General features: G+C 65.5%; 16 protein-coding genes. 3 read left to right on the forward strand and 13 right to left on the reverse strand.

Going from position 1 to position 20,193, the window contains the following annotated elements:
* Window positions 1–73 precede the first annotated feature (73 nt).
* Genes KF857_05995 through KF857_06035 form a run of 9 tightly spaced genes read right to left on the reverse strand, consistent with a single transcriptional unit; the run spans window position 74 to window position 11,698 of the window.
* Window positions 74–1,381: a S41 family peptidase gene (locus KF857_05995; protein MBX3111543.1), complete on the reverse strand. Its 1,308-nt coding sequence runs from the start codon at window positions 1,379–1,381 to the stop codon at window positions 74–76.
* Window positions 1,378–2,637, reverse strand: coding sequence for a PDZ domain-containing protein (locus KF857_06000; protein ID MBX3111544.1), 1,260 nt, complete (start codon window positions 2,635–2,637; stop codon window positions 1,378–1,380). Before KF857_06000 ends, KF857_05995 begins: the two co-directional genes overlap by 4 nt.
* 24 nt (window positions 2,638–2,661) lie before the next feature.
* Window positions 2,662–3,105: a ribose 5-phosphate isomerase B gene (rpiB, locus tag KF857_06005; protein MBX3111545.1), complete on the reverse strand. Its 444-nt coding sequence runs from the start codon at window positions 3,103–3,105 to the stop codon at window positions 2,662–2,664.
* A gap of 22 nt (window positions 3,106–3,127) precedes the next feature.
* On the reverse strand, window positions 3,128–5,599 hold the full coding sequence (locus tag KF857_06010) for a HEAT repeat domain-containing protein (protein ID MBX3111546.1): 2,472 nt from the start codon (window positions 5,597–5,599) through the stop codon (window positions 3,128–3,130).
* Between the two features lie 23 nt (window positions 5,600–5,622).
* Entirely contained in the window at window positions 5,623–6,459 is an 837-nt protein-coding gene (locus KF857_06015) for an S-methyl-5'-thioadenosine phosphorylase (protein ID MBX3111547.1), read from the reverse strand.
* Window positions 6,456–7,319, reverse strand: coding sequence for an ABC transporter substrate-binding protein (locus tag KF857_06020; protein MBX3111548.1), 864 nt, complete (start codon window positions 7,317–7,319; stop codon window positions 6,456–6,458). The genes KF857_06015 and KF857_06020 overlap by 4 nt, the downstream gene beginning before the upstream one ends.
* Before the next feature lie 47 nt (window positions 7,320–7,366).
* On the reverse strand, window positions 7,367–9,025 hold the full coding sequence (locus KF857_06025; protein ID MBX3111549.1) for a site-2 protease family protein: 1,659 nt from the start codon (window positions 9,023–9,025) through the stop codon (window positions 7,367–7,369).
* Between the two features lie 7 nt (window positions 9,026–9,032).
* A complete protein-coding gene (gene dxr / locus KF857_06030; protein MBX3111550.1) occupies window positions 9,033–10,139 on the reverse strand; it encodes a 1-deoxy-D-xylulose-5-phosphate reductoisomerase in 1,107 nt (368 codons plus the stop codon).
* Window positions 10,139–11,698: a M28 family peptidase gene (locus tag KF857_06035; protein ID MBX3111551.1), complete on the reverse strand. Its 1,560-nt coding sequence runs from the start codon at window positions 11,696–11,698 to the stop codon at window positions 10,139–10,141. The genes dxr and KF857_06035 overlap by 1 nt, the downstream gene beginning before the upstream one ends.
* An 86-nt stretch (window positions 11,699–11,784) precedes the next feature.
* Here KF857_06035 and KF857_06040 point away from each other — a divergent pair, with 86 nt between their 5' ends.
* Window positions 11,785–12,678, forward strand: a complete 894-nt coding sequence (locus KF857_06040; GenBank protein MBX3111552.1) for an FHA domain-containing protein — start codon at window positions 11,785–11,787, stop codon at window positions 12,676–12,678.
* A gap of 2 nt (window positions 12,679–12,680) precedes the next feature.
* Window positions 12,681–13,502, forward strand: a complete 822-nt coding sequence (locus tag KF857_06045; protein MBX3111553.1) for a serine/threonine-protein phosphatase — start codon at window positions 12,681–12,683, stop codon at window positions 13,500–13,502.
* Here the strand turns inward: KF857_06045 and deoC are convergent.
* The 4 genes from deoC to KF857_06065 are packed head-to-tail and all read right to left on the reverse strand — an operon-like array spanning window position 13,499 to window position 18,280.
* Window positions 13,499–14,215, reverse strand: coding sequence for a deoxyribose-phosphate aldolase (gene deoC / locus KF857_06050; GenBank protein ID MBX3111554.1), 717 nt, complete (start codon window positions 14,213–14,215; stop codon window positions 13,499–13,501). The genes KF857_06045 and deoC overlap by 4 nt on opposite strands.
* A gap of 2 nt (window positions 14,216–14,217) precedes the next feature.
* Window positions 14,218–16,878: a hypothetical protein gene (locus KF857_06055; protein MBX3111555.1), complete on the reverse strand. Its 2,661-nt coding sequence runs from the start codon at window positions 16,876–16,878 to the stop codon at window positions 14,218–14,220.
* A 55-nt stretch (window positions 16,879–16,933) separates the two neighbouring features.
* Window positions 16,934–17,422 (reverse strand): hypothetical protein, encoded by a 489-nt coding sequence (locus tag KF857_06060; protein ID MBX3111556.1) that lies wholly within the window; start codon window positions 17,420–17,422, stop codon window positions 16,934–16,936.
* Window positions 17,423–17,458: 36 nt separating this feature from the next.
* Entirely contained in the window at window positions 17,459–18,280 is an 822-nt protein-coding gene (locus KF857_06065; protein MBX3111557.1) for a universal stress protein, read from the reverse strand.
* Between the two features lie 165 nt (window positions 18,281–18,445).
* On the opposite strand from KF857_06065, the gene KF857_06070 reads away from it, so the two are divergent.
* On the forward strand, window positions 18,446–20,170 hold the full coding sequence (locus tag KF857_06070; protein ID MBX3111558.1) for a S8 family serine peptidase: 1,725 nt from the start codon (window positions 18,446–18,448) through the stop codon (window positions 20,168–20,170).
* Window positions 20,171–20,193 lie beyond the last annotated feature (23 nt).

Consider the following 20,193-nt stretch of genomic DNA (forward strand, 5'->3'; position numbering starts at 1 on the left):
TTGAGCTTGCACGGCCCCATATTTTACCCGGAACGGGTGGGCCCGGGCCGGGAAGTCTCCGGCCCGGGATCGCTCAGCACACAGGTTCGAAGCGCCCGGGCCAGACTAAACGGGTCTCCAGGTTGGAGACCTGGGCCGCCGGAGGGGTCTCACCCTTCAGCACCTCGATGGCCCGGGCGAGTTGGTTGTCCTTGGCGGGGTCGCCAAGGACGGTGTCGGGCGTCACATTGAGCTCGACCGGCACGTCGGGGACAAGGCCGCCCTTCACGTATGTCCCGTCGTCGTCGACCTTGCGCGAGTAGTCCTCGCCACTCGGAACGTAGTACTTGGCGATCGTCACCTTCAGACTGGCCATGTCCTGCGGGATGGTGTGCACCGTTTGGACGGACATTTTCCCGTAGGTGTGCTCGCCGACCAGTTTCGCCTTGGCGAAGTACCGGATGTCACTCGCGAAAATCTCGCTCGCGCTCGCCGACTCCTCGTTGACCAAGACGACGATGGGGCCCTTCACCGGCCAGACCGAGCCAGGCGGGGTCTTCTCCTCGACGACCTTGCCGCCACGGACCTTCATCGTGACGACCTGCTTGGCGTCGATAAACCTGCCCAGCATCGCGCTCGCCGTGGTCAAGAGGCCGCCCGGGTTGCTGCGGAGGTCGATGACCAAGCCCTTGGTGTCCTTGTTCATCAACTCCTGCAGGGCGTCGTCGAACTGGCCCGGGGTGTTCTCGGCAAAGGTCGTCACGGAGATGTAGCCGATGTTGCCCGGGAGCACCTTGGCCTCGGCGGTCGGGATGAACACCTGGGCGCGCGTCGCGACCAGCTTCAGCAGGCCCGCCGTCCCAGGGCGTTGGACGGTGAGTTTGACCTGGGTGCCCGCCTCGCCCTTCACGTTCTTGACGATCTTGTCGACTTCCCAGCCGGCCACCACCTGGTCGTTGACGCCGACGATGACGTCGTTGGCCTTCAGCCCCGCACGGTCGGCCGGGCTGTTCCGGAAGACAACGGCGACCTTGGCCCCTTGCGGGTCCTCCCCCAGCCTCGCGCCGATGCCGACGAAGTCACCATGGGTCTCCATGTTGAAGCGGTCGGCGGTCACCGGCTCCAAGAACGCGGTGTGGGGGTCACCCAGGCTCGCGACGGCCCCTTGCATGGCCGCGTAACGCAGGTTGGTCGGGTCGACCTTGCGCCAATACTTACGCTGGATCAGGTCAAAGTTTTGCTGGAAGATCTCCGTCGGCGTGGGCTTGCCGCCGCTCGCGGCAAGAGCGGCCAGGGCCGTCCCGCTGGGAGCGCGGCCCGCGCTCACGTCACGCAGGAAGAATCCAAGACCAAACCCGCCGGCGCACCCCAACAGGACGACGGGCACCTTCCACCACTTCACTTGGCCACCTCCTTGCCGATCGGCCTGAACTTACCGACCGCCAGCGTGTAGCCACTGCCTCCGGGGAGGGCGTGCTCTTCGATCCACTCCATGTCGGGGTACGTCTCGCCTGTCAACGTCGCGTAGCCTGCGGCGGCGAGGGACTGGGCGAAGACGGCGGCGGCACCGGCAGTCGAACTGTCCACGACCAACTCGACATGGGCGGCCTTGATGCCGGGGCCACGGGAGACCACGTCGGTGGTGCGGGCGTCGTCTGTAGCGATGACCCCGACCTTTTGCGCGGGCAACAAGACGTCGAGGCATTTCTGCATCACGGCGAAGTCACCTTGGGTGGACTGCCGCAAGTCCAGGGTCACAGGCCTGGACCAGTCCAACTTCGCCAGGGCCTGGGCGGCACCCTCGACAAAGCGGAGCTTGGTCGGCCCCTGCGGGGTCGCTTCTACGGCGGGGATGGTGTAACGCTTCTTGTCGATTTTGACCTTGACTTCTTTCCCCTCCCGGTCCAGGGTCAAGTCCACGCTGCCCGTGTCGCCCAGGGTCAGCTGGTCGCGCACTTTGACCGGCGGGATGTTGGCCTTGATCCGGGCCTCGATCACCTTGCGCATCGCCTCAAGGACTTCGGGCTTCTCCTTCTTTTCGTTGACCAGCTTTTGCGTCTCGCGGATCTGCTTGATGTCTTGGGCGGTCACGACGAACTTGTCGCCGACACCGCGGACCTCGTCGCCGACCTTGACGCCGGCCGCCTCGGCCGGGCCACCGGGCAACACCGCCGCGACCATGACTTTGGGAAGCAACAAGAGGGTGTCGTAGCCCTTGGCCCCGCTCTGCGCCTTTTGGATCGTCTCTTGGTCGAACACGTAGCGGATCTCGATTCCCACGCCCTCGACTTCTCCCTGCCGGACATGGTGGTACTGGGTGTATGCCGCCGGGGTCATGAACATCGAGTCCGGGTCAAGCAGGCTGTTCACCATGCCCTTCACCGCCCCGACCGCCATCTTGTCGTCCACGTCGAACGGGTCGACGTATTCGCGGTGAAGCAGGTCGGTCACCAGGTAGAAATACTCGCCTTCGGTCAGCGGCTCCTGGTTGGTCAGGCTGGCGCGGAGCCCAGGTCTGCTGATGACGCGCGACAGAGAGTCGGACGCGACGCTGCGCCCCATGTCGACGCGAGTCCGGGCGTTATGGCCCAAGGCGACGCTCCCGACCACGGCCAGGACCCCGCAGGCCGACATCAGGATCCGAAAAGTCTTGTTCATATGGCGATGCTTCCGACTAGTGTATCAACAAACACGCTCGGCGTCCAGTTTCCCGACCCTCTTCACATGTCGGTCTCCCGGGTCTTCCGGGCTTTCTAGGAATCTTGCCGTGATTTGCTTGGCCTCGTCCGGCGACAGGATCCTCGAGCCCAGGCAGAGCACGTTCGCATGGTTGTGCCCCCGGGCCAACTCGGCCATCGTCGTGCTGGTGCACTCGGCGGCGCGGACCCCGGGATAGCGGTTGGCCCGGATGCTCACGCCGATACCCGTGCCGCAGACCAGCACGCCGAGGTCGGCCTGCCCACCCAGGATATGACAGGCGACGAGGTCAGAGGCGTCCGGATAGTCGTACCGCTCGGTGCTCGTCGCGCCCAGTTGCACGACTTCGTGGCCAAGGCCGCGCAACCAATCGGCGAGCGACGAGGCGAGGTCGAAGCCTGCGTGGTCGGCACCGACAGCTAGTTTCATGTCACTTGTTCCTACGCGGAAATCAGCCGCCGACACCACGGGCCGCGTGGGCGACCGCGTAGTCCGGGCTTGCCTTGAGCTTGGCCAAGACGTCGGCCGGAAGGCTGAGCTTCCCTGCCGCCGCCGCGTGGGCCAGGGCGAGTTGGACCAGGGGGTCGGGGTCTGCCATCAGGTTTTGAACCTCCGGGATAGTGATCGCCTTCTCTTGGGTCTTCAGCGCCTCGACCGCCGCAGAGCGGATCTCCGGCCTCGGGTCCACGACCGCTTGCAGGAGGGCGGGACGGTACTCAGGCTTGGGCGACCCGGCCATCGCGTCCAGGACGGCCAGGGCGACGGCCAACGACTCGTTCCGGACCGAAGCGAAGGCTTCGCGGCGGACCGCTTCGACCTTTGAGTCGATCAGTTTGATGAAGCTCTTCGTGCGGACTTCCTCGCTGGGGTCGTTCACCGCCCCGTAGAGCAGCCGCTTGGCGCTCAGTTCGTCGTCGGCGTCCGCGGCCTCGACGACGGCGGCTCTGACGCGTGGGTCCTCGTCTTGGAGCATGGTGATGATCTGGACCGCCTTGTTGGGCATGTCGATCTTCACCATCGCGCGCAAACCGGCGAGACGACCCATCCACGAGCGTGAGACGACCAACGACTGGATGTCTTTGAGCGTCAGCTTGGTGACGTCGTCGCCAATAGCTTCCATGGCGAGGCGCCGGTTGATCTCAAACGGGCCAAAGTCGAGGACGGTCTTGAGCCCGGTGAACGCCTCGTCGGTACCTTGCGCTTTGAGGGCACGGCAGGAGGCATAGACCACCGCGGCGTCGGCACCCTCCGCCTGCGCGATCAAGGTCGTGACCAAGGTGGGCACCTTGACTTGGGCGCAGAACCAGGCTGCTTGCGCGGCCAAGACGACATCGGGCCCGTTCAAGTCGGCGGTCAGCCGCTTCAGGTCGTCGGCCCCCAGGTCCGTTTTGCCCCTCAAGTCGGCATAAGGGTCGGTCACGGGCTTGGGCCTCACTGCTTTGGCCGGGTCGCTGACGATCTTCAGGTCGGCAATTTCAACGCTGGTCTCGGCTTGGTCCAGACGCTGGGCGTCGGCGAGGAGGAAACTGACTTGAGAGGCGACGGAGCCGGACTTGGTGACAGGTAGCGAAACCGTCTCCCACGAACCGTCGAACGCCATCTGGGCGACGACCACGCCCCGGCCCAACCCGGACCGGGCGTCGGCCAAAGTCCATGACTCTTGACCCAAGGTGACCGTCCAAGGCTCCCTAGACCTTGACCTGAACCGGAAGGTCAAGCTAGAGCCCGGCTCCAAGGACGCGCCCTGGCCCTCGACCGGTAGGGTGGCCATGGCTCGGTTGTAGGCCGCCTTCGGCAGGTCGATGCGGTACCGCTTCCCCTCGGCGTCGTCAAGGCTTTCAACCTTCAGTTCACCCGCACCTGCCGGTGTGCCGGCAGAGCCTGCCGGCGCCGACACTTGGCCGGGGTCAGGCAACCCAAGTTGGGCGGCCAGGCCCTTCGGTTTGGCCGGGTCGTACAAGAAGACGGTCTGGCCCTTGGTGGTGACAGGCTTGGCCGATTGCCCGGTTTGGCCCTGCACCCAAGCCACCAGACTGGGTGCGACCGCCAAGGCAGGCTGGCCGTCGAACGTCGTCTCCGTGACCCCGCCGCTAGCGGTGGCGAGGTACGGGGCCGTCTCGGGCTGCTCGACCGCGCCGCGAAGGATTCCCTGCACACGACCGTCCGGCGTGCCACCCAGGCTCACGAGCAGGGCGGCGCCAAAGGGAAGGTACCGGCCTCCTGTCGTCGCCCGGTACGGGACGACCCCGCAGGGGCGCGAACCATGGACGAGGGTGCCGACCTCGCCAAGTCCGGGGTGGATGACGATCGAGCAGGCGTAAGGCCCCCAATAGCTCCCGTCGTCAGTGGCGAACGGGCTACGGTTCATCACCGGCCCCAAACCGGTGCTGTTGGTCAGGTCGTCGAGGTCGGTGATCTTGCCACCACGTTCGACCTGGATTGTCGTCGAGGGGTCTGTCGTGACGGAGTATTCGACCTGGACCGTCCCGTTACCCGCGACCTCAAGCAGCGCCTTCAGCTGGGCCAGCCCGCCGTCGATCTCGGCGAGCTCGCGGGAGGTGAACCCGACCCGCTCCGCGCGGACCTGGGCGCCTTCGTACAGGCAAAGCGCCGACGTGGCGAGGACCACTTTGATGTGAAGCTTGCGCGCGGCGGCGAGGTTGAGGGTAGGCCAGGCCGACAGTTCCGACCAGCCTCCTGCGACGCGGTAAGGCTCGCTGAGGCTGCTTGGCGACAGCCACGCCGTCTTGCGCCCGTCGGGTAGGGCCACCGTCTTGCTCGACTCATAGATGCCGGCGGTCGTCGGCGCGACGAGGGGGACCTGGTGCCCTCCGACGTCGACTTGTCCGAGGACGTTCCCCGCCGTCTGGGCCGAGGCGGACACCACGGCCGACAACGCGAGCCAAGCGCAAGCAAACTTCACGGTAATCCTACAGACGGCGGACATCACTCAAAAACACGGACGTCCAGGTCGGAGGCCGCGTGACCGTCGCCGCGCGTGTACCGAAGGGCCTCTCGGGCCCCGAGCGCGTCAAGGTCGGCAGGCATCCGCTTGATCAAGTCGAGGACGACGCCGCGGATCTTCTCGCTGTTGCTCTTGAAGACCTCAAGCACGTCATGGGCGGTCACTGCCGACGTGTCGGCGACGACACCGCTGTCGAAGTCGGTCACCAGGGAGATGTTGACCACGCTCATCCCCAACTCCCGGCACAGGTACGCCTCCGGATACTGGGTCATGTTGATGATCTGCCAGCCGTTGTTGGTGAACCAGGTGCTCTCCGCCTTGGTGCTGAACCGGGGGCCCTGGATGACGACGACGGTGCCGCCGTCGTGGGCGACGATCCCGTGCTCTGTGATGACCTCGACGGCCAGCTTGCGAAGGACGGGGTCGTAGGTCTCGGCCGGGGAGACATGGGTGACGATGGGTCCGTCGAAGAACGTGTCGTCGCGGCCCTTGGTGCGGTCGACGAATTGGTCGGCGACGAGAAAACTTCCCGGCTCAATGTGCCTCTGGAGCGACCCCACCGCGCAAGGGGAGATGACGGCCTTGACCCCCAGCTTGTGGAACGCCCAGACATTGGCACGGTACGGCACCCGGTGGGGCGGCAGGGTGTGGTCTCGGCCGTGCCGGGGGAGGAAGGCGACCTTGCGCCCGCCGACTTCGGCGAGCATGATCCGGTCGCTCGGGGGCCCGTACGGGGTGTCGACCTTGATCTCCTGCACGTTTTCGAGGAGGCTGTAGAAGCCGGAACCCCCGAAGACGCCGATCTCGGCGGCGCTCACTTCGACTCACCCGCCTTTTGGATCTCCGCGCCCATGGCGGCGATCAGCTTGTCCACCCGCGACCCCGCCCGTAGCAAGATGTCGGCCTTGACCGGGAGGACTTCCCGGTTCTTCACGGCCCGCAGGTTGGCCAACCTTGGGTCCTTACTGATTGTGGCGTAACTGTCGTCAGGGCAAAAAATGATGTCGGGGTCGGCGGCGATGACCTCCTCGATGTTGACGGGCATAAACCGGTCGCCCTTGGGGCCGATGAGATTGCCGCCCGAATTGCGTACGAAATCGGCCAGGATGGACTCCGTGCCGGTGGCGGTCAGGTCACCACCACCACCGCCCATCAGCACCATGACCTTGATGTCCTTCCCTGCCACCGGGCCCTTGGCGTTGGCCACGGCGGCATAAACCTTGTCCATGTACTCGCTGGCGTTGGTCTCGCCCCCGACCATGACGCCGAGTTGGCGTAAGTAGGCCTCGTACTCGTCCAGGTTGTGGACGCTGAACGGCAGCATTTCGGCCCCCAACTCCTTGATCTTCGCCACTTCGGCGTCGGAATAGAGCGACGTGTCGTACAGGATGAGGTCAGGCTTGATCCCGGCGAGCATCTCGTAGTCGATCTTGGTCTGATGCACGACGACCGGCACTTTGGCGGCCTGGTTCGGGAACGTGTCGGCGTCCGTGCGGCCCACCACCGGCGCCCCGTAGTTGGTGATGAAGACCAACTCCGTCGTGTTGGGGCTCAGGCTGACCACCCGCTTTTTAATCTCGGCCGCAGTACGTGGCGTGCCGCCGAACGGGGCGTCATGCTTGCAGCCCCCGAGGGCCACGGCCGTCAGCACGGCCAGGGCGGGCACGATGAAACGCATAGAGGTCATTTTGCCCGGTCCCACCGTGCCGCCGACAGGACGCAGAGCTACTTCTTGGGAGCGGCCACCGGTGGCGTGGACGGGCCGCCGACGATCCGCCCCATATCGACCGAAAGGACGGTCAGGGCCAAGAGAAAGATCAGCAGCGTCCCCACGTTGGTCACCAGACTCTGGAGGGCGGGGCTGATGCGTTTGCCCCCCCGGAACATCTCGATGAACGCGACCGCCATTTGACCGCCGTCCAAGGGCACGATGGGCAAGAGGTTCATCATGCCGAGCGAAATGCTCAAGAGGCCCGCCAGCTTCACGACCGGCCAAAAGCCGCTCTGTGCGGCCGACGTGGTGACTGCCGCGACGGTGCCGATGCCGCCGACATTGTCCTTGAACTCATTGACAGTGCGGAGCTTGAGCATCCCCACCACCGCCTCGACCGGGGCCGCCGCCGCGGTGACGAGCGCTTCCCCAGCATGGACAGGGACGTAAGTCGGACGGAACACGACACCGATGCGTGCCACGTGCCGATGGTCGACGATCTTGCCCTCGCTGTCGGGGATGTCCTCGGCCTGGGGCGACACCATGGGGACCACGGTGATATCGAGCGACCGAGAGCCGCGTTCGACGGTGACCCTCACCGGCTGCCCGACGAGTTTGCCGCCTTGCTCCTCATAAGAGTATCGGATCGCCTCCATCGCCTGTTTGGCCTCGTCCACCGGCTTCCCGTTGACGGCGACGAAGACGTCGCCGGGCTTGATGCCGGCCTTGTCAGCCGGCGAACCATGTTGCACTGCGTCGGTGACACGGCTGGCCGGCCCGGGCTTGCCCTGCCCGACCAAGCCGACCCAGATCAAGAACACGCCCAGCAACAAGCTGAACGCCGGGCCGGCGGCAAAGACGACGAACCGCGCGAACGGCCCCTTGCTGAACTGCCCCCCGGGAATGTCCACCTCGCTGCCGTCGTCGCGCGGATGGGCCCCGTGGATCTTGACAAACCCCCCGAGAGGCAGGATGTTCAGGGCCAGCTCAGCGCCGTTCTTGAGGGTCTTCGACCATACCGGTCGGAACCGCACCGGAACCATGCCGTCGCCAACCGACACCGCGCCATGGCCCATCGCCTCGTCCTGCGCAGGGTCGCCAGTCGGGTCTTGGGTCCGCAGGAACGTCGGCGCCCAATAGGTGGACATCACACCGCACCATGCGCCCAAGGCGGCGGCGGCCAAGACGGTCAGCAACCAACTCTTGGCCGCGTCTGGCCCCGTCGTCGGCATCGAACCACGGGAGAACATGACCACAGCGAAGCCGAGGACGCCCGCTCCGATCGCGACGCGACGGACACCGCCCCCCGGCCCCATGTGGTAGAGAAACTCAAGGCGCCGGGCGACCCAGACCGGCACGACCAACCCCACGACAGCCAGTCCGGCGACGGTCAGCGAGACATTAGACAAAAACGAGCCGACGACCGCCACGGCGAGCCCGGCGGCGCCGACGGCCCAGACCGCCCGGGCGGGGCGGAGCGGCCACGGAAGGTGGCCGGTGAGGTCGGTCTGGCGCAGTCCACCGAGGAACACGGCGAAGGCGTCGACCTTCATCCCGTACATACGGGCCGCCAAATAGTGGCCCAACTCATGGACCGCCACCAAGACGGTGAGGACGAGCACAAACGCCACGCCACCGCGCACCACGTTGACCAACTGCTCGACGGGCGTCATAAGTTAACTATCCTAACCCCAATTCTCGGCTGACGGTTGCACGGGCCCAGGTGTCCACCCGCTCGACGGAGTCGAGGGTGACTTCCTCGGGCTCGTGCTGGTCGAGCACCGACTCGACCACGTCCGCAATCTGGAGGAACCCACACCGCCCGTCCAGGAAGGCGGCGACCGCCGCCTCGTTCGCCGCGTTGAGCGCCGCCGGCGCCGTGCCACCGGTCTCGCCGCTCCGCCTCGCCAGGGCCAGGCATCGGAACGTCTCGACGTCCGGCTCTTCAAAGGTCAGGTTCGGCGTCTTGGTGGGGTCCCACGGCTTGAGCCCGCTGTCCAGCCGGTCGGGATAGACGAGGGCGTACTGGATCGGCAGGCGCATGTCAGGCCATCCCAACTGCCCCAAGGCGCTACCGTCGTTGAAGAAGACGAAGCTATGCACCACGCTCTGGGGATGGACGACGACGTCGACCTGGCTGTATTCAAGATCGAAGAGCCACTTCGCCTCAATGATCTCGAGCCCCTTGTTCATCAGGGTGGCGCTGTCCACCGTGATCTTTCCGCCCATGCTCCACGTCGGATGGGCCAAGGTCTGGCCGCGGGTGACATCCTTCAGTTCCGCCCTCGTCATGCCCCGGAACGGGCCTCCGCTTGCCGTAAGCACGACCTTCTGGACATGGCTCCGGTCGCATCCTTGCAGGCATTGGAACACGGCGCTGTGCTCGCTGTCGATCGGCGTCAGGAGGGTCTTGTGACGCTTGAGGAGCGGACCGAAGAGCTCGCCGGCGGCCACGAGCACCTCCTTGCTGGCAAGGGCGACCTGCTTGCCGGACTCCACGGCGGCGAGGGTCGGCCGCAGGCCGATGACACCGGCCACGGCGACGACGACGAGGTCGGCCTCCGGCAGGGCGGCGAGGTCGGTCAGGGCGTCAAGACCGTCACGCCCCATCAGGACGGCGTGCTCGACACCGAACTCGGCGGCCTGGGCGGCCAGGGCGTCCTCCGAGGACCGGGCGGCGAGACCCACGACCTCCAGCCGGTCAGGCAGGCGGCGGCAGACGTCCAAAGTCTGCCGCCCGATGCTGCCCGTCGAGCCCAAGATGACGACGCGCTTGCGCGGACCCATCAGCCGTTCGCCGAGCGGAGGACCTTGGGTCGGTTCGCGTCATTGCCCAAGCGATAGCCCAGACCATAGACCGTCCGCGCGACCTTGGCCATCTTCTCAAAGTCGATCTTGCTGACTTCGTCGCCCGGCCGGTGGTAGTCCACGTGCACGCCGTCGAACCAAAAGATGATGGGGATGCCCTTCACCGCGTAGTTGTAGTGGTCACTGCGGGTGAAGATCGACTCGGGGTCGTTCGGCTCGTCGTAGTGGTAGTTGTACTTCAGCTTGTAGAGGTCGTTGTTGGCGGCGACGCTGGCATTGTACAAATCGTCGCTCATACGCTTGCTCCCCACGACGTAGATCTCGTCGGGGCCGGTAAGCATCCGGTCCTCGGGGTCCGTGTCACCCGGAGCCTTGCTCCGACCGATCATGTCGATGTTCAACTGGGCCACGACCTTTTCGAGGGGCACGGTCGGGTTGTTGGTGAAGTACTGGCTGCCCCACAGGCCCTTCTCTTCGCCGCAATGCCAGACAAAGAGCATGGAACGCTTCGGTTTGGGGCCGACGGCAAAGGCGTGGGCGATCTCAAGGATCGAGACCGTGCCCGAGCCGTCGTCGTCGGCTCCGTTGTTAATGCGGTCCACCCCGTTGTTGCTGATGCCGATGTGGTCCATGTGCGCGCCAAACGCGACATATTCCTTGCTGAGGACAGGGTCCGTCCCCGGGATGACCGCCACGACGTTCTGGGTGTGCAGGGCGGGCGGGTTCATGACGACGTCGGCGTCGGCCTCGGCAGTGAGTTCGAACGGCCCGGGTTGCGGCGTGCTGGAGGCGACCAGCTTCGCGCCGTCGTCGCCGAGCACCTTGCTCATGGACTCCGGCTTGACCACCACGGTCGGGACTCCGCCAGACCGGGCCTGCATCGAGGCCCGCGACGGGGTCTTCCCAATCATTCGGTCCCATGAGACCAGGTCGACGTCGCTGGCGACGCGGACGACGCCGGTGGCGCCGAGTTTGGTCACCGCGTCATCCGGGGACAGGTAGTCGACGCCCGACTTGCCGTTGCGCATCAACTGGCGGAAGCCGCGGGGGTTGCCCCCCGCCACGACGATCACCTTCCCTTTGACGTCCATGCCCTTGTAGGGGTCGATGTTCTCGGACTTGATCATCCATCCCTGACCGACAAAGACCATCTTGCCGTGGAACTTGCCGGTGGCACCGGTGGCGACAAAGTCGTCGCCAAACTTCAGGTCGTGCCCGGCGATTTTGCAGGTCGTCCGGGTTGCGTCCGCCACGGCCGCCCCCAGGGCGATGTGCTGGAAGTACGTGCCGTTGTCTCCGGCCGGTTTGACCCCCCACAGCTTCAATTGGGTGCTGATGTAGAGCGCGGTGATGTCGAGTCCCCGAGACGGTGTGTCGCGCCCCTCCATCAGGTCGTCGGCGACGAGTTCGAGGTGGGCACGGAGGCGGGACGGGGTGATGGCGGTCGGTTCGCCATAGAGGCCGTCAAGACCAGCGACGGCCGGGCATGAGGCGACGACAGCGACGGCGAGGAGTGCGACGGGTGCGCGGTGGACCATGGCTTCAGGGAACTATACATGTGCGAGGCCCCGCTCCTCGCGGTTTTGTGGTGAAATGAGATTCGCCCTGGCAAGAGCAGCCCGACATGGACCCGAACAAGACTCAGATGGGGTCGGCGCCGGTCGCCGACCCGAACCGGACCCAAATGGGTTCCGTCCTTGACCCCAACCGCACGATCATGGGGGTTGGGCCCAGCATCAACGCCACCCAAACGATCAAGCCGGTCCAGTGCCCGGTCTGCAAGTCGTTCAATCCGCCTGGGACGGCCTGGTGCGTCGACTGCGGGTTGATCTTCGAACTGGCCCTTGACGGCGACGCCTTCGGCGCGCCCGCCGTCCAACTGCCCGTCCTCGTCGATGCCAACGGCCGCGAACACGTCCTGCGGCCGGGGGACAACGTCGTCGGCCGACAGGGTGACGTCTTGGTCGAGGACACCCGCGTCAGCCGTCAGCACGCCCGGGTGACCCTGGACGGGCCGGTTGTCACGGTCGAAGACCTCGGCAGCACCAACGGCACGTCGGTCGGTGGCACGCGCCTCGGCCCCGGAGAAAAGAAGACCCTGGGCAACGGGGACAAGGTGAGCCTGGGCGGCTTTGAACTGACCGTCAGCATGCCGGGCGAGACGAACAAGACCCTCGCCGCTATGGGCGGCAAGACCAGCGCGATGCAGGCCGCCCCCACCACAAACACGGCGGTGGTCTGGCTAGTCCTGCCTGACAGCGAAATTCCCCTGGGGTTGGGGACCCACGTCTTCGGGCGCAAGAGCGACAACACCGTCGTCATCGCCGACCCTTATGTCAGCGGGAGGCACGGCGAGATCGAAGTCACGGAGTCGGAGGTCTGGCTGACCGACACCGGGTCGACCAACGGCACCCTGCTCAACGGCGCCAAGCTGAACCCCGGCCAAAGAGTCCAACTGACCAAGGACGATGTCGTCAAGCTCGGCGCCGTCGAGGTCCGCGTCCGGTTCAGGTCGTGACGATGGAAGAGATCACCGCCGAGTTCGCCCCCGACCAGTTGGTCGCCCCGGTCGTCCTCCACCACCGCCCCGTCGTCACGGTGGGGGCGAAGTCCGACATGGGCCGCGTACGCGAGAACAACGAGGACAAGCACGAGTTCTTTGTCCCCGAAACGGAACAGGAAGTCGCCGCCAAGGGCCTTGTCTTCGTCGTCTGCGACGGTATGGGCGGGCACGAGGCGGGACAAATCGCCAGCGAAATGGCGACGAAGACCTTCATCGACGTCTATCGCAACCATACGGCGGAGACCGAAGCCGCCCTGCGCGGCGCGGTCGCGGCGGCCAACCGGTTCGTCCACGACGTCGGCCGCTCGGTGCCGTCACGGCGCGGCATGGGTTCCACCCTTTCCGCCCTCGTCCTCCTTCAGGACCAGGGGTACATTGCCCAGGTCGGCGACTCGCGGGTCTACCGGCTCCGAGACGGCGAGACCCAGCAATTGACGGTCGACCACACCTGGGTCGAGGAGACGGTGCGGGCAGGCATGATGGACCGGGCCTCCGCCGAAGCAAGTCCGTACCGCCATATGATCACCCGGGCCATCGGGCCCGAGCCTGACGTCATCCCCGACATCTTCCAGATGACCCTGGTAAGGGGCGACGTCTTCATGCTGTGCTCTGACGGCGTCACCAACCACGTGGGGGACGCCGAGATCCACCAGTTGCTAGCTGACCACGGCCCCAGCGAGGCGGCATGGCGGCTTGTCGGTGCCGCCTTGGTCGGCGGCGGGTCGGACAACGCGACCGTCGTCGTCGTCAGAGTCGACGACGTGGTCGAGGTGTCCTAGTACCCCGCCGACGCGCTGAGCCCGATAGGTTCCATGCCGAGTTCGACGCGCCAAGCGTCGAGCACTTCGGCGGTGCGAGACATGCCGACCCGGGTCACGCCCATGTCGTGGCACTGCTTGAGGGTCGCAAGGTCACGGACTCCGCCGGCCGCCTTCACCTGCACCGGGGCCCGGCAATGCTTGAGCATGAGGGTCAGGTCCTCGACCGTCGCCCCACCCGAGGCGAACCCTGTCGAGGTCTTGGCCCAGTCCGCCCCGACCTCGTTGCAGACATGGCACAACCGCACCTTCTCGTCATCGTCCAGAAGAGCGTTTTCGAAGATGACCTTGACCTTTTGCCGGGCGGCATGGACGAGGTCGACCACGGCCCGGACGTCGTGCTTCACCTCGTCCCACCGGCCGCTCTTGACCAGGTTGACGTTGACGACCATGTCGAGTTCTTCCCCGCCGTCTGCCAGGGCCCTCTGGGCCTCATAAACCTTGACGTCGGTCCTTTGGCCGCCGTGGGGAAACCCGACCGTCGTGCTGGCCTTGACCCCGGTGCCCTCAAGCCGAGAAGCGGCCCGCTCCAGGTAATGGGGCATGATGCAGACGCTGGCGCACCCGTAGGCCACCGCCGTCTCCAAGCCCGACTCCAGTTCGTCCACCGTCAGGGACGGCTGGAGCAACGCGTGGTCGATCATCTTGGCGAGGCTTTCGTACGTACCGGCCACCCTCAACTCCCCTTCAAAGGCAGGACTTCGAACTTGCCTTCCGCCTTGTGTTCACCCAGGGTCAGTTTGACGGTGTAGACGCCGGGCCTGACGTTCATCTGCTGAAGCATCGGCTCCTCGCCCTTGTCCGCCAACTGCAGCCACTTCTCCGGCACCAGGTCCCAGGTGACCCGGTTGTAGCCTGGCGCCCCTGATCCGCTGAGCGACTTCACCGGATTGCCGCCCGCGTCTTCGATGGAGACCTTGATGTCCTCGCCCTGGTACTCGCCGACCCAGTAGTCGATACGGACTCCGGTCGGGGGATTGGCCGCCCGGAACACCTTGTGTGTCCAAAGGCCGGGATAGTCGATGAAGTACTGCGGCCGCGCCGGTGGGGTCTTGAAGAGGTGGAGCGGCGACGCCAGGACCTCGGGGGTGAGTTCGCTGATCCAGGCCGCCCCGTCTAGTATCCAAATGGAGCGCCCGTGGGTGCCCAAGACCAGGTCGGTCTCGCGCGGATGCTGCTGGATGTCGTCCACCGGGACGGTGGGCAGGGCCTTGCCTCGCATGTCGACCCACGACGTACCTCGGTCGAGGCTCAAGTACACCGCCTTCTCGGTCCCCACGTAAAGGACGTCGGGGTTCGACCGGTCCTCCCGGACGCACTTCACGCTCCGGCCCTTGGGTAGGTCACTGGTGATGTCACGCCAAGTCCGGCCGTAGTCGTCGGTGGCCAGCACCAGGGGGTCCATGTTGTCACTGCGGTGCCCGTCGACGCTCACGTAGGCACGGCCTTTGGCGTGGTGACTGGCCTCGATGCGGCTGATGTACAGCCCTCCCACTTGAGCCGGGGTGACGTTGGCCCAAGCCTTGCCGTCGTCAACGGTCACGTGGACCAGGCCGTCGTCGGAACCGGCCCAAAGGACGCCCTTCTCGACCGGCGACTCGGCCAGGCTCACCAAGGTGCAGTGCGCCTCCGCCTTGCTACCTTCGGTGTCCATCTTTGCCGGGTCGTTGGTGGTGAGGTCGGGGCTGATGCAGGCCCACCGCGCTCCGCGTCCGGTGAGCTTGAAGACCTTGTTACCTGCGTGGTAGATGACGCTGCCGTCGTGGGGGCTGATGAAGAACGGCGAGTTCCAGTTGTAGCGGTGACGTGACTCGCCTTCCCTGGCCTCGGGGCTCAGATACCGCTTGTCGCCCGTGGCGATGTTGACCCGGGTGATGTGCCCGCCTTGCCATTCGGCGTACACCACGTCATGGTCTTCGGTGTCGAAAGCGGCATGGAAACCGTCGCCCCAGAACACGTCGTACCAGTCAGCGTTTGAGATGCTGGTCGCGGGGACTTTCTGGCTGTCGTCCTTCGGTTGGAGTTTGTTAGTCGCGCTGGGCCCGACCCACGTGCCGTTGTCCTGGAGGCCGCCGATGATCCGGTATGGCTCCGACATGTCGAGGCCAAGGTTGTAGAACTGTCCCGTCGCCATGGTGTTCAGGAAGTCCCAAGTCGCTCCTTTGTCAAAGCTCTGGTACACGCCGCCGTCGGTGCCGATGACGAGGTGGTCGCTGTCGACCGGGCTCACCAAAATCGCGTGGTGGTCGGCGTGCAAGATGTTGCAGACCCCAGAGCGGAACGTGTCGCCGCCGTCGTCGCTGACCTCGGTCGTCCATCCGAGCATGTAGACGCGGCTGTCGTCCTTGGGGTCGAACTTGACCTTGCTGAAATAGAACGCCCGGGGTGACCGGTGACTCTTCCGCACCCAAGTCGCGCCTCCGTCGTCGCTGCGGAAGACGCCCCCGCCGCGCATCCGGTCGTCGCGGATCGAGTTGGCCCCGTCCTGGGTGCTCTCGACGACAGCGACCAGCTTCTTGGTGTCACCAGCATAGATGTCCAAGCCGATCCGACCGGTCGCTCCGGGCAATCCGCCGGCGAGCTTCTTCCACGTCTTGCCCCCGTCCGTGCTCTTGTAGATCCCGCCCTCCGGACCGCCGCTCCGGAAACTCCACGCCGTTCGTCGGCGGTCGTACATTGCCGCATAGACCGTGTCCGGCTCCTTGGGGTCGAGGATGACGTCGCAACACCCGGTCTGGTCGTTGATCTGGAGCACCGGCGTCCACGTGGCCCCGCCGTCGACGGTCTTGTAGAGGCCCCGGGTCGCATTCGCGCCCCACAGGTGGCCCAGAGCGGCCACGTAACAAACGTCCGGGTCGCGGGGGTCGACGGCCAACCGCGGGATGTCGTGGCTGTCCTCCAGGCCGAGGTGCGTCCACGTCTTGCCGCCGTCGGTGCTCCGGTAGACCCCGTGGCCCCAACTGCTGGAGTTGCGACCGTTGCCTTCGCCCGTGCCGACCCAGACGATCTTGCCCCGACCCTGCTTCTTCCGGTCATCCTTGGCGGTCGCCCTGTCCCAACCCTTCCAATCGACCGGCGCGTCGCAACAGACGACACTGCCGACCGAACTCGTCTCCTCCTTCTCAAAGACGGGTTCAAACGTCGTGCCCATGTTGGTGGTGCGCCAGAGGCCCCCAGACGCATAGGCGACGTAGTAAGTCTTGGTGTCACCGGGCTTGAAGCAGAGGTCGGCGACCCGACCTCCCATGCTGGCCGGGCCGATGCTCCGCCAGGGGAGGCGTTTGAGGTCGTCGGAAGTCAGGCGGCGCGATGGGGTGTCGGGGACTTTGCGCGGCATGCCTGGCAGTATAGCCAGGGCCCGGCCCCTTGTCGGCACGTGGGCGCCCGCCCGTTCAGACGATCTGGTTGTGGCCGATCCGCCCGGCCATACGCCGCCGCAGCGCGGCCTCGCGGTCGGCGCACCAATAGCCGCAGTCAAGCTCTAGGAAGACGCTGGTGTAGGGCACCTGCAGCGTGGACTTGACCATCAACACTTTGAAGGCCCGCGAAGTCTGGTCTAGGCGTGCGAGGATCTCCTCGTGCGGTGCGGTCCGCGTCTCGACCCCCTTCAGCCCGGCGGCGATGGCCCGGCGGCACTCCTCGACCCCCTTGGCGGCCGCCTCCTCGACCAGTTCGAGTTCGGCGTCCAGCCAGGCGACCGGTTTGACTTGGCTGCCTAGGCTCTTGAGGACAAAGGAGAGCACGTCAGGAAGTGACGCCTCGGCGAGCACGACGTCATATCCCGGCGACGACGAGACCGGCATGGCCGCGTCACCGACGACGATCCAGTTGCGGTGCCCGAAGGACTTCCCCGCCTCGGCGACTGTCTCTTGCCAAGTCATGGGGGCTATTGTGCCCTACCGGCCCGGCGGCCGTCCTCAGACCGAAGCGCCCGGGACACGCATGACAAGCACGTTGTGCTCGGTATGGGCGACCTCGTTGAACGAGACACTGCCGAGCAACGCCCGCTCGATAAAGCTGTGGCCTGCCGCGCCGACCACGAGAAGGTCACCGGGCCCCATCGCCTCGCGCACCGCTTGGCTGAGCTGGTGGTCGACGAGGCTGGAGGTGACCGGGCAGCCCAGGTCGCTGAACAAACCTTTGAAGTCCTCTATCTCCTGTCGCGCGTCCAAGTCGGCGTCGGTGAGGGCGTGAAGGAGGTGCACTTCACCGACTCCGGTGGGCCCCCAACTGACAAACTGCCGGGCGCAGGCCGCGTTGTAGGCCGACAGGTCGGTCGCCCACACGACGCGCAAGGGCCCGGGTTTGATGTCGCCCTTCCCCACGAGGACGCTGGTCGGGCAATGGACGGCCAAGTAGCGCGTGACACTACCGAGGAACAGGTTGGCCAAGAACCCCTTCTTCTCCGCCCCAAGGACGACCAGGGAGATCTCCTTCTCGTCAGCGTACTGGGCCAACTCCGTGCCGGGGTCGCCCAAGAGGACGACCTTTTCCCGCACCGCCATGCTCGCGCCGAGCTTGGCGGCCGCCTCGTCGTTGTGGTGCTCGGCGTCCTGGACAAAAGAACTTGTCAAGTCGTACAGGGGGTGCCCGGGCGTGAGTCCGGGAAGACCTTCGGAGACGGCTGGCTCGACGACATGGACCAGCGTGGTCTGCAGGTCGACCGGGGCGAGTCGGGTGACAATGGCGGCACCCCGCTCATACAACCCGCGAAAATCGACGCCCACCGCGCATTTCATAGTGGTTTGAGCATACATGGTGGTCAAGAAACCACTTGGGGCGAACCCTGCACGGGAAGCCGGACGTCGTCATTATGTATACTCAGGGGCGGACGTGTCGTGCGTCCTGCTGGAGTCGGGAATATGTTGAAACCGATAGCTTATCGCTTGATTACTTTTGCGGGGGTGGCCGCGCTCGCGGCGTCAGCTCTCGCCCAATCTCAATTTGGTCAGTTCGGCAGCCACGTCAAGTCAGCCCTGAACGGCAATCAGTCCGCCCGGAGCCAGAGGGCCAGGGACATGATGTATCCGCCCAACGCCATGGCGACCCCGAAGGCCGTGCGCACTCTTCTCGTCGGGATCAAGCCCGGCACGCCGATCAGCGCGTTCACCAACGCTCTGCCGCAAGGCGCGGCGGTCCTCCGCGAGATCCCGCGGTTGAACTTGGTCTCGATCATCTTCTCTAGCGAAGCCGCCGCCAAAGGAGCCATGGCCAAGGTGAAGGCCATGCCGATGGTGCGCTACGTCCAGCGCGACGGCGTCCAAAAAATCGACGCCTTCCCCAACGACCCGATGTACAAGAGCCAGTGGTCGCACCGCCGCACCGCCGCGACGTTGGCCTGGGGCATCACGACGGGCGCTTCGACCACGATCGCGGTCGTCGACACCGGCATTGACTTGGCCCACCCCGAGTTTGCCGGCCGCATCGTCAACCCGATGAGCTTCACCACCCCGACCGTTGCCGACGTCCAGGGTCACGGCACACACACCTCGGGCATCGCCGCGGCCGCAGGCAACAACGGCATCGGCGTCGCGGGCGTCTCGTGGCGCAGCAACATCATGCCGGTCAAGGGCCTCTATGACGACGGAACCGGTTCGGACAGCGACCTGCTCGCCGCCCTGACCGCGGCCGCCGACGCCGGCGCGGACGTCATCTCCTACAGCATCGGTGGCTACGCCGACGGCGCCTCGGACTTCCCCCAAGCATGGATCGACTGCGTCGACTACATGCACAGCAAGGGTTGCGTCTTTGTCGGTTCGGCCGGCAACAACTCGATCAACGTCGATACGGTCCGCGAAGTCTACGGAGTCTGGCGGATCCCCGGCAGCTACTCGGAAGTCTTTGACGTCGCCTCCTCGAACAGCCGCAACCAGCGGTCGGGCTTCAGCAACTACGGCCTGATGGTCGATGTCACCGCACCGGGCGAGGACATCTTGTCCACGCTGCCCGACGGCTACGGCATCGAGTCCGGCACGTCGATGGCCTGCCCCTATGTGTCGGGCGTCTCCGCCCTGATCAAGTCGGTCGGCGGCCTGACGATGCCGCCTGCGGACGTCCAGACCGCGATCACGAGCACGGCCAGCGCCCTGCCCACCGGTTGTGCCCACGGTCTGCTCAACGCCTACCTCGCCGTCAACGCGGTGAGGATCACCGACTTCGACCTGACACCGAGCAGCGTCAACATCGTTTACGGTTCGCTCCACTCGGGTTCGGCGTCGGACCTGGACACCATCGACGACGTCGCCTTCAGTGTGCAGGCGACGAACATCCCGAACTACGGGCCGACGATCATGTACGACTCCACCTACAACATCGGTGACACGTCGAACATCTACTCGATCACCTTCCAGCACATCGCGAAGGCCGACCAGTACACGAACTGCACGATCAACCTGTGGGACCCCGTGAAGCTCAAATGGGTGACCTTCTCGTCCAAGCTCCTTGGCACCACGACGTCCACCATGTCGTTCCACATGTACGCGACGGACATCGCCAAGTACGTGGACAGCTTTGGTGTCCTGAAGGCGCGGTTCACGGGCGTCACCCGGCTCCGCCGCTTCGGCGGGCCACCGGCAGGTCTGCCGATCGTCGACGCCGACGCCCAGGGCCTGAAGTTCGTCCTCAAGTAAGAACGGGCTCTCAGCACCTGCCC

This window comes from Fimbriimonadaceae bacterium (assembly GCA_019638795.1).
Lineage (GTDB): Bacteria > Armatimonadota > Fimbriimonadia > Fimbriimonadales > Fimbriimonadaceae > JAHBTB01.